7 protein-coding genes are annotated in these 9598 nt (G+C 52.1%); 4 read left to right on the forward strand and 3 right to left on the reverse strand.

Translation table 11 applies throughout. The features are described 5' to 3' along the window. Nucleotides 1-41: 41 nt before the first annotated feature. The 3 genes from Q0294_RS21930 to Q0294_RS21940 are packed head-to-tail and all read right to left on the reverse strand — an operon-like array spanning nucleotide 42 to nucleotide 3933. The gene (locus Q0294_RS21930) at nucleotides 42-1043 is read right to left on the reverse strand and encodes a sialidase family protein (RefSeq protein ID WP_299469716.1); all 1002 of its coding nucleotides are present in this window, start codon (nucleotides 1041-1043) and stop codon (nucleotides 42-44) included. A gap of 33 nt (nucleotides 1044-1076) precedes the next feature. Further along, on the reverse strand, nucleotides 1077-2762 hold the full coding sequence (locus Q0294_RS21935) for a M14 family zinc carboxypeptidase (RefSeq protein ID WP_299469718.1): 1686 nt from the start codon (nucleotides 2760-2762) through the stop codon (nucleotides 1077-1079). A gap of 46 nt (nucleotides 2763-2808) precedes the next feature. Then, nucleotides 2809-3933, reverse strand: a complete 1125-nt coding sequence (locus tag Q0294_RS21940; protein ID WP_299469720.1) for a GntR family transcriptional regulator — start codon at nucleotides 3931-3933, stop codon at nucleotides 2809-2811. Between the two features lie 227 nt (nucleotides 3934-4160). On the opposite strand from Q0294_RS21940, the gene Q0294_RS21945 reads away from it, so the two are divergent. The 4 genes from Q0294_RS21945 to Q0294_RS21960 all read left to right on the forward strand — a co-directional run bounded on the left by Q0294_RS21945 (nucleotide 4161) and on the right by Q0294_RS21960 (nucleotide 9357). Continuing rightward, a complete protein-coding gene (locus Q0294_RS21945) occupies nucleotides 4161-5633 on the forward strand; it encodes a hypothetical protein (RefSeq protein ID WP_299469722.1) in 1473 nt (490 codons plus the stop codon). Between the two features lie 134 nt (nucleotides 5634-5767). Beyond that, on the forward strand, nucleotides 5768-6781 hold the full coding sequence (locus tag Q0294_RS21950) for a Gfo/Idh/MocA family oxidoreductase (RefSeq protein WP_299469724.1): 1014 nt from the start codon (nucleotides 5768-5770) through the stop codon (nucleotides 6779-6781). Nucleotides 6782-6808: 27 nt separating this feature from the next. Beyond that, nucleotides 6809-7612, forward strand: coding sequence for an SDR family oxidoreductase (locus Q0294_RS21955; protein ID WP_299469726.1), 804 nt, complete (start codon nucleotides 6809-6811; stop codon nucleotides 7610-7612). Nucleotides 7613-7731: 119 nt separating this feature from the next. Next, a complete protein-coding gene (locus Q0294_RS21960) occupies nucleotides 7732-9357 on the forward strand; it encodes a Na/Pi symporter (protein WP_299469728.1) in 1626 nt (541 codons plus the stop codon). The last annotated feature ends 241 nt before the right edge of the window (nucleotides 9358-9598 follow it).

Genomic DNA, 9598 nt, shown 5'->3' on the forward strand with positions numbered 1-9598 from the left:
AGATCCCCGTTTGTGTGCATCTTCGTCAGCCAGTTGCAGAATTATTTATAGCTGACTTTTGCAAAGTAGATGGAAGTTTTTCCTTCGTGGCTGGAATAGTAGCTGACGTTCAACAGGCCATCATGCAGCACCATGTTGGCATAGCTGGTATCGCCGCCACTGGGTAGCTCCAGCAGTTCTGTGAGGGTACCTTTTTCAACATCAACCTGGCAGATCGATGTACGCGCTTTCGGTGAATAAAGTCTGACCGTTGCCAGAAAACGTCCATCGGGTAACTGGAACAGTTCGGGGCCACCAATGCGAACGCCGAGGTCTTTCCACTGCCAGTCGGTATAAGGCGGTTTTGAGATGCCCAGTAATCCAGTGTTCGCTCCTTTGCTGTCGCGGCGTAGCAGGCAGTAGCAGGTTTTATCTTTCGTGAAGACGAGCGAACTTTCGTTGGTGTACCCTGTGTCGTGGAGTTTATCGACGACGGTTTCATATTGTTTGCCGTCACTGCTTTTATACAATCGCGTGAATTTCGGTCCTGTTTTTCCGGTTTGATAACCAATGCTGTAAACGTCTCCATCGTTCCAGCGCATGCCCCAGAGCCACACGCCGGGATCGCCGATTTTATGCCCTTTGGACCAGTGTGTGCCATCATCCGAGAACCAGGTCATCGACTGGTGCGTCGCGGGATTGGGCTGATGCAGGGCGGCGGCACCGCTCAGCATGAGTTGTCCCTGCGGGGTGACGGCGATTTTCGCGTCGCGCAGGTCAGCAGTATCGGATGTGATGCGGGCGACGGGTTTCCAGTCTTTTCCGTCTTTGGAAGCGAGCACCTGCAAAGCGCCGTCAGGAGAAACATGGGCCTTGCCGGTGCGGAAAACGCAGAACCACTGGTCATTAAATCGGGTGAGTCCGGTGAAGGCGTTGTGCGGGTCCTGGTCCCAGATTTTTTGAACGCTTTCCAGTTTCAGCTCAACCGGTTTCGCTGCTTCGAGGAGCGCGGATGAGTGCAGAATCAGGATGAGGGCTGCCATGAGCGGCGCGGATTTTTTCATGGTGGGTTCCTTTGTGTGGTGATTAAATTTACGTCAGTCAGTTTTAGGTTTGATATTTTCCATCACTTGCTGCGGCGGCTTCCAGCCATACGATCTTTCTTCCTGCGGGTTGTAGAGGCAGGTGATAATGTAGAGGTCGTTGATTGTCGATTTTTCCGGCGGGACATTGACTTGCACATGCGTGAATCCGTCTCCGTACCAGGTGAGATAACCGTCGGTCGCACTTTTTTCTAACAGGTGACCATTCAAACGGAGGTCGACCAGCTCTGGGTTGCGATAGGGAATTCGCAGTTGAAACGAAATGCCGTGTTTTATAGGCGTTTCTTTTTCGGTCGAGGTGTGGCCTTTGCTGACGGCGAATTTGATTTCCGGTCCTGCCTCAATAATCGCTTTAAGGGCACTCTGGTTGACGGTGGTGATCGGCTTGATGTTTTCAAGGAATTCCGAAGTGTCTGCTGATAACAGGGCGGCACTTTTCGCGGAAGTGGCAATGAGGTAAGTTTCTCTGCCGGCGGTTTGCGGGTAGAGGATTGCTTGCGAAAAATAAGGTTGTTTCTGCCAGAGTTCGACGCGGCTTTTTCGACGTGCTTGAGGAGTGGTTCCCCAGGCACTGACGAAATGGCCGATGTAACCCTGCATTCGGTTCACGGGATAACCGGGAAAGTATTCGCCTTTCCATTTGGTGTTTCCGATATTCATTAATGCTTTGAGCCGCGCGACGCCGCTTTGTTCCCAGCCGACTTCCAACGCCATGACCATCGTGTGATAGCGGGCATATCCATAATGGGCGGTGTAAAAATTGGGGCGACCTAACCAGAGTTTATTGGACATCGCTGCCAGTGGATTTCCCCAGAAGAGTCGTTGTGCGTCCGCTTCGAAACGATCGTAACCATAGCCGGCTTTGATACCTGCCTCATTGATGGCTTCCGTGATCCGCCAGTCCCAGGGACGCAGTGTTACGTTAGAATAGGCAGAACCCGTCACTTCAAACATGGTCTGGCCACGATACCGTTCGCGCGATCCCAGTTGCTCGGGACTGTATTCCTGTAATCCCGTCCCATGCACGTCCACATGGACGTCCGGCTGGAATTGATCTATCACAGACAGGACCGCCATCACTTCAGGTGACTTTTCAGGTTGTTTGAACTGGAATGTTTTCAGATCCCAGTTGTTGGTGCCGCCACCCGTGTATGGATCGATTTTTTGCGAATTGCCGAAACGGTCGGTTTCAAAATAGGCGTACGGATTGATGATGGGGATAATCAGCAGCAGTTGGTTTTTGCGTGTTTCCACGGCAGCCGGATCATCGCTGGCGAGCCATTCGATAAAGTGCATGACCGCGGTAGTGCCGCTCCGTTCGGGGCCGCCGTGCAGGGCCGTCATCAGGCACACCTGTTTCTGTTTGTCGTCGACTTTTTGATCGGTGATTTTGAGCAGCGGGATGGGAATTCCTTCCAGTGTGACGCCGATGCGGTCGACCTGAACCCAGTCTGGATAGGTTTGTTCCCAGTATTTCAGAGTTTCCGTGTATTCCTGGAGGGTGAGGCGATGTAGTTTATCCTCCCAGGGATGAGGGAGGGCGGCCAGTTTTTGTTTGAGGATGTCTTCTTCTTCCGCCTGGAGGGAAGGCTGAAAGAGCGCAGCAGCAGCGAGCATTAGCAGACAGGGAAATAGAAATATTCTCAATGTCGCATGTTTCTGAATGAATGTCTGGGGCATGTTGATTGTCCTGCGTCGTTGCGGAATACCGGTTACGATCGATGTCTCATTTTTTGGGGGGAGCTAGTGTCTGCCCGGTGCTGGTATTAATGGGCATCGGAAAAATTTCTGCGGAATCGATGGGGAGTTTGCCCTGTTTCATCTGTGTCAGCAGTTCGGCTGCTTTCTGGCCGATGGCGACTTCGTCGACCGTGATCGAAGAGAGTCGGCTTTGAATCGCGCCGTGGCGAATGGTGCCTCCGAATCCGAGCAGAGAGACATCCTCGGGAACGCGCAGTCCCAGTTTTCCCAGCAGCAGATAGATTAATTCGGCTAGTGAATCGAAAGTGGCAAAGATGGCAGTGGGGGGGGCAGGGCGCTGGAACATGGCTTCTAATGTTGTCAGCAGGTCCTGTTCGTAATCAATGGGGTGTAATTGAGAACTGGGGCCATGAAAAATAAACGGTTCGGGGCAGGCTGTCTCGTGAGCAGCGAGTGCCTCGCGCAGACCGGCTTCGTACTCAATGGACGCTGACGCACGATGTGGGGAAAACATCGCCAGGGAACGATGTCCCTGTTTGAGTAATGTCTGACCTGCCAGCAGCCCGACTTCGCGAAAGGGGATCGAAAGCAGCGGTGCCTGAACGCCTTCGACCTGCCTGTGACAGAAGACAACGGGGATGCCATGTTGCTGCAATTGACGGATCTGATAAGCGGGGGTTGCGGGAACAGTCGCCGGGACAAGTGCCACGCCGGCCACGCGTTTATCGATCAGTTGCAGAATGGTATTGCCCTGCATGTCGACTTTGTTTTCAGTGCAGCAGACAAGGACCTGGTTTTGTGTCAGAGCGGCCGCCTGTTCGAAGCTGCGTTGCAGCGACGGATAATATCCCGTGCGCGTTTCCGGGAGAACAAAGGCAAAAATATCGAGGGGTTTGGAAATCGGGAGCGGCGGATTGGTGCTGACAAAAGAACCTTTCCCGTGAATGCGCGTGATCCAACCCTGTTCTTCCAGAAGCTGCATCGCGTTGCGGATGGTGGTTCTGGCCAGTTGATAGGTTTCACAGAGTTGATGTTCCGAAGGCAGCGCCTCTCCGGGACGGATTTCTCCTCTGGTCACTTTATCAATTAATTGATCGACCAGCAGCATGTACTTGGGACGCTGTTTGCCGGATTGTGCGAGGGAAGTCATTGGGGTTCCCTGTGGTATGGCAGGAGTGCGTGAATTCATAGCAGAAAGAAATCGGATTTGGGTTGAAATCTGGTTCCAGGTTCGTTACTTGTATTTAAATATGATACAAGTTGTTTGTGTATTGTCAATCATATTAAAGCATTGATTCGATGTTAAAACGCAGATGGCTGTTTTATTGTTCAATAAATAAGTACAAGATGTCTTTTATCGAGTATTAGGGGATTCAAATGAAACAACTGATGATAGCGCTGCTCGTTTTAGTGGGAAATTTCGCGGTCCCCAGTCTGCAGGCAGAGGAAACTAAGCCGCTGGAAATTGGAAATCGGCGAGAGTTATTTGTCGACGATTATCTGATTGATGGATTAAAAGGAACCGAGTTACGGTTACATCATCCTGTGGATGAAGGCATCGTTTTGAAGTTCGATAAACCCTGGGAGGGGTTGTTCTGCGGCTATTGTACAATCATTAAAGACGGCGATTTGTATCGCTCGTATTACCGGGGGCGTCCTTCTGCGGGAGCCGACGGCGATGTGGGTGAAGTCTATTGCTACGCGGAATCAAAAGATGGCGTGAACTGGACCAAACCGGAATTTTCGCTGTTTGAAAAGGCGGGGCACAAAAAGAATAACATCATCCTCGCTGATGCGGCACCGATGACGCATAACTTCTCTCCGTTCCTGGATACGCGTCCTGATGTCCCTGATGCAGAACGTTATAAAGCATTGGGCGGCACGATGAAGAGTGGTCTGGTCGCGTTTACGTCCCCGGATGGGATTCACTGGAAACAGCATCCCGCCGGTGCGGTGATCCCCCAAAAAATGGTGCCCTATCCTTACATGTTCGATTCACAGAATGTCGCATTCTGGTCTCCGGTGGAGAAAAAATACATCAGCTATTTCCGTGTGTTTAAAGATAAGCTCCGTCGGATTGCCCGCACGGAAAGCGACGATTTCATTCACTGGTCTCCCCCGGTATTAATGGAGTATACGTCTCGAGGTGAGGCTGCACCGATCGAGCATCTTTATACCAATCAGACGCATCCTTATTTCCGTGCGCCTCACATCTATCTGGCTGTCGCAGCACGGTTCATGCCGGGACGGCAGGTGCTGACGGATGAGCAAGCCAAGGAAATCGGCGTTCATCCAAAGTACTTTAAAGACACCTCCGATGCGATTCTGATGACGACCCGCGGCGATAACACATACCAGAGAACGTTTCTAAGCGGCTTTATCACGGGGGGCATCGGCGCCCAGAACTGGGTTTCACGGACCAATTATCCTGCTTTGAATGTGGTGCAGACCGGTCCTGCCGAAATGTCGGTGTATGTGAATCAGGATTATGCGCAACCGACGGCCCATTTGCGGCGATATTCTTTACGCCTGGATGGTTTTGCATCGGTGCGAGCCGACTATGCCGGCGGCGAATTGTTGACGAAACCCCTCATTTTTGATGGTTCCGAATTATCGATTAATTTCTCCACTTCAGCAGCGGGGGGTATTAAAGTGGAAATTCAGGATGAAGCAGGCCAGCCGATTCCCGGATTTACCCTGGCTGATTCCCGCGAACAAATTGGCAATGAAGTGAATCGGATTGTTTCGTGGAAGGGGGGCAAAGATTTGAAAGCCCTCAGCGGGAAACCGGTGCGTCTGCGGTTTGTAATGAAAGACGCCGACCTGTATTCGTTGCAGTTTACGAACTGACCAATACCAGCAGTTTGAAAAAGATTCTCCGGGAAGATACCGTTTAGCGTAGACGTGTCTTGCCGGAGTTTTTTTAATAGTCTCAGGATCACAGAAATTTTGTTTCTCAATCATTATTTGAAGAATTGCAAAGCATGACGGACCGAAAACGAGTATTGGTGGTGGGTGTGGGTTCCATCGGCGAGCGGCATTTGCGTTGTTTTCAGGCGACAGGTCGCGTTGATGTTTCCATCTGTGAGCTGAATGACGGCTTGCGGGGGAAGATTGCGGATCAGTATGGCGTGAAAAAACAGTACGCCGACCTCGATTCTGCCCTGGCTGAGCCGCATGATTGTGCGGTGATTGCGACGCCCGCGCATTTGCATATTGAAATTTCGAAACGCGCGGTCCAGGCGGGGCTGGATCTGTTTATTGAAAAGCCGTTGAGTACGAACTTTGCAGGCATCAACGAGCTGCAGTCTCTGTTGCAGGAAAAACAGCGGAAGGCGGCTGTAGCGTATGTCTATCGGGCACACCCGGCTCTGGCAGCGATGAAGGCGGCGCTTGACTCCGGGGAATTTGGAAAACCGGTTCAACTGGTGGTGGTTTCGGGACAGAACTTTCCCACGTATCGACCGGCTTACCGAGACATTTATTACAGATCTCGGGCGACGGGAGGGGGCGCGGTTCAGGATGCGCTCACGCATTCGATGAATGCCGGCGAGTATCTGGTCGGCCCCGTTGAGGCGCTGGTTGCCGACTTTTCACATCAGGTGCTGGAAGGCGTGGATGTCGAAGATACCGTGCATGTCATTACCCGGCAGGGGAGTGTGCTGGGGAGTTTCAGTCTGAATCAGCATCAGGCTGCGAATGAGTCGATGATTACCGTCATCTGTGAGCGGGGCATGTTACGGTTCGAATTTCAGAAAAGCTGGTATCGCTGGATCACAGAACCAGACGCGGAATGGCAGGTCGGTTATCATGAAACTCTCGAACGGGATACTCTCTTCCAAAGGCAGGCGACTGCGTTTCTTGATTATCTGGACGGATTATGCCCGCCATTATGTACGCTGGAAGAGGGGGCGCAGACACTGGCTGTGAACCTGTCTATTCTGGATTCCGTGGAGAAACGATCCTGGATCGAGCCGGCAGAATATCTTCCCTCCTGAACCTGATTGACTAAAGATAAAAATCCTATGAAACCAACAGACGAACCAACGGTCCAGCAGTTATTTGACCTGACAGGGAAAACCGTACTCATCTCCGGTGCCAGCGGTTATCTGGGAGGCGCGATGGCCCGCGGTCTGGCGGAAGCGGGCGCACGACTGGTGATCAGCAGTCGGGATGCAAAACGGGCTCAACAGACCGCCAGTGAGATGCCTGACCCGCATCAGGTCGGTCACGTCGGGGTTGCGCTGGATCATATGCAGGAAGCGTCGATCGAAGAGGGCTTTGAGTCTGCAATCAAAGAGGCGGGGCAGATTGATGTGCTGGTTAACAACGGGAATGACGCGGTGGGTGATGACTGGCGTACTGTCACTGCGGAAGCGTTTTCACGGCATCTGCAGAATGCGACCGGTTACTTTCTGCTGGCGCGGAAACTACGGGATCATGTGGTAGAACGTCAGGCCGCCGGTTGTGTGATCATGATCGGTTCGATGTACGGCGTTGTCGGCTCTTATCCGGAAGCTTACGAAGGGATCTGTAATGCGAGCCCGGTCGCCTATCATACGATGAAGGGGGGGCTGATTCATCAGACGCGGCACCTGGCCGTTTATTGGGCGAAAGATCATGTGCGCGTCAATTGTCTGAGTCCGGGCCCGTTCCCTTCCGAAGCGGCGCCTGCAGGTCTGGCGGAGCGGCTGTGTGAGCACAGCCCGATGGGACGGATGGGAAAACCGTCTGAATTGAAAGGAGCCGCGGTGTTTCTGGCCAGTGATGCCAGCAGTTATATCACCGGCCAGAATATTCTGGTAGATGGTGGCTGGACCTCCTGGTAGGACTCGTCTCAGGGAAACGGTATCAATCATTTGACTTTGTGTTAGAATGAAAGATTGTTTCCCGTCAGACTGTGACGCGTCTGATTCTTTGACTGAGATAAAGCACCTGCGGAATTTTCATGGATTCAGGGATACTCAATTCGATAGGCGGTCTGGGGCTGTTTCTGCTGGGCATGGTCGTGATGACGAGCGGCCTGAAAGAGCTTGCCGGCGATACGATTCGACGCATGATCGCCCGATTCACCACAAGCCTCCCCTCGGGAATCGCAACGGGTGCCATCGTGACCGTGATCCTGCAGTCATCCAGCGCCACAACGGTGACTGCCGTCGGTTTTGCGGGGGCGGGTTTACTAACGTTGTCGCAATCGCTGGGGATCATTTTCGGCGCCAATATCGGGACGACTGTGACGGGTTGGATTGTGGCTGTCTTTGGTTTTCAATTCAAACTGGGGCAGCTTGCCTATCCCCTGGTACTGCTCGGGATCGTTTTCCATTTATTTGCCCGAAAGCGGATTGCGGCAGCCGGCTTGGCTTTGGCCGGTTTTGGGGTGATCTTTATCGGCCTGACCAGTCTGCAGGGGGGGATGGCCGGTCTTGCGAATGGGATGACGCCACAATCTTTTCCTCAGGATACCTGGCTGGGGCGAATACTGCTGATCTTGATCGGCGTGGGGATTACGCTGGTGACGCAGGCTTCCAGTGCCGGCGTGGCGATGGCGTTGACCGCCGTCCATATGGGAACAATTTCTCTGGCACAGGCGGGGGCGATGGTGATTGGCTTTGATGTGGGAACCACATTTACTGCAGTGATGGCGTCGATGGGAGGTTCGGTGGCTGCCCGACGAACCGGATTTGCCCATGTGTTTTATAATCTGGTGACAGCAGTCGTGGCCTATTTTCTGTTGCCCGTTTATATCTGGATCTGGAATCATTATCTGAATCAGGGGAAAAATCATTCCCCTGAAATCGCGCTCGTCGCCTTTCATAGTTTGTTCAATTTCCTGGGGGTGTTGATGATCGTCCCGTTTGTCGGGCAGTTTACCCGTGTTGTCACCCGCCTGATTCCGGAAGCCATCAATGATCAGACGGAACGACTGGAAGAGTCACTGATTCAGAATCCGAACGTTGCGATCGAAGCTTCTCGTTCCACACTGGTTGATGTGTTTCAGCGCGTGCTGTCTCTGTTGCATGGCTTGTTCACGTCAGAAATGGATCAAGAGCAAATTGCAGTCGAGCTAGAAGAATATCATCAGACATTGGTAACGACGTCGGATTATTTGAGGCGAATTAATATTTCGAAATCGGATACAGAGACGCTGCGCTGTTACCAGGAAGTGGTGTTGGCCCTCGATCATATCCAGCGTTTAATGAGACGCTGTCAGGCAATGGAACGTCTGGTGGCGACCCGCAAAGTCGAAAAACTCAATGAAATTGCCGGTCAACTGAGCGATCTGATTACCAGGACAGAAGTCTCTTTACTGGATCATTCTGTTGTACTGGCTGAGCAGCCATTAGAAGCATTCTGGCAGGAACTGGACCAGAATCAGAAAGCAACGCGTCGTGAGTTTACGGAATCAGTAACCAGGACCGGAGCAGATTTTGATACGCTATTAGGACAGTTAGACGCGTATCGCTGGCTCAGCAGAATCAGTTATCATCTCTGGAGAGTCGTGCATCATTTGCAGAGTGCCCAGATCATTGCGAACGTTGACAAGTCGGAATCGCAGACTTCGCTCGAATCATGATAATGGTTCGCGAACAGAATCAGTGGCTATCGAAGACTGCATCAAAAAACTCGGCTCCGATTACAGAATCAGGAGCCGAGGTTCACTCGATTTAGACGCTTAATTGTTTTCAGCCGATCTACTTTTTATTCTCAAGATCGAATGTAACCTGATTTTCCTGATCCGCTTTCACTGTCGCGGTAAGTCCGGATTTTTTGACGTCGCCATATATTGGGGGAATCAATGAAGTTTCCTTGATAAC

Source organism: uncultured Gimesia sp. (assembly GCF_937919775.1).
GTDB lineage: Bacteria > Planctomycetota > Planctomycetia > Planctomycetales > Planctomycetaceae > Gimesia.

Bases quoted from the DNA above. Each gene is read 5' to 3' on its own strand.
- Q0294_RS21930 (WP_299469716.1), bottom strand. From the start codon at position 1,043: ATGAAAAAATCCGCGCCGCTCATGGCAGCCCTCATCCTGATTCTGCAC.
- Q0294_RS21935 (WP_299469718.1), bottom strand. From the start codon at position 2,762: ATGCCCCAGACATTCATTCAGAAACATGCGACATTGAGAATATTTCTA.
- Q0294_RS21940 (WP_299469720.1), bottom strand. From the start codon at position 3,933: ATGACTTCCCTCGCACAATCCGGCAAACAGCGTCCCAAGTACATGCTG.
- Q0294_RS21945 (WP_299469722.1), top strand. From the start codon at position 4,161: ATGAAACAACTGATGATAGCGCTGCTCGTTTTAGTGGGAAATTTCGCG.
- Q0294_RS21950 (WP_299469724.1), top strand. From the start codon at position 5,768: ATGACGGACCGAAAACGAGTATTGGTGGTGGGTGTGGGTTCCATCGGC.
- Q0294_RS21955 (WP_299469726.1), top strand. From the start codon at position 6,809: ATGAAACCAACAGACGAACCAACGGTCCAGCAGTTATTTGACCTGACA.
- Q0294_RS21960 (WP_299469728.1), top strand. From the start codon at position 7,732: ATGGATTCAGGGATACTCAATTCGATAGGCGGTCTGGGGCTGTTTCTG.